Here is a 336-nt window from a genome sequence, read left to right on the forward strand (position 1 = left end):
AGGATATTGTTCGCGTCCCCAAACGTCCATACGAACGCCTCCACAAGCTGAAGGATCGTCCCCTGCTCCTGTGCAAAGGCCACCGCCTTGTTCGACAGCAAAAAGCACAGGATGAACCCCAGCGCAAACGTCACCACAATACGAGGATTTTTCTTCCACTGGCGAAAATTATACATTGCCACGGACCATGACTGCCTTACTTTACGCATCACGTATCCTCCTTTGCATCAGAAGCCCATAAGCGACGGCGATTAGCAAGATTAGCTCGCTTACCAAAAGAGCTGCACCCCATATTCCCGCGTTCCACAACTCCGAAGGATTCAACCATTCCTGCGG

Annotated in this window: 1 pseudogene; it reads right to left on the minus strand. The window is 51.5% G+C overall.

Annotated features, from left to right (window positions below):
- Positions 1–209 (minus strand): annotated as a pseudogene (locus CHK_RS09760) (hypothetical protein); the annotation flags it as partial.
- Positions 210–336 lie beyond the last annotated feature (127 nt).

Source organism: Christensenella hongkongensis, assembly GCF_000981035.1.
Classification (GTDB): Bacteria; Bacillota; Clostridia; order Christensenellales; family Christensenellaceae; genus Christensenella; species Christensenella hongkongensis.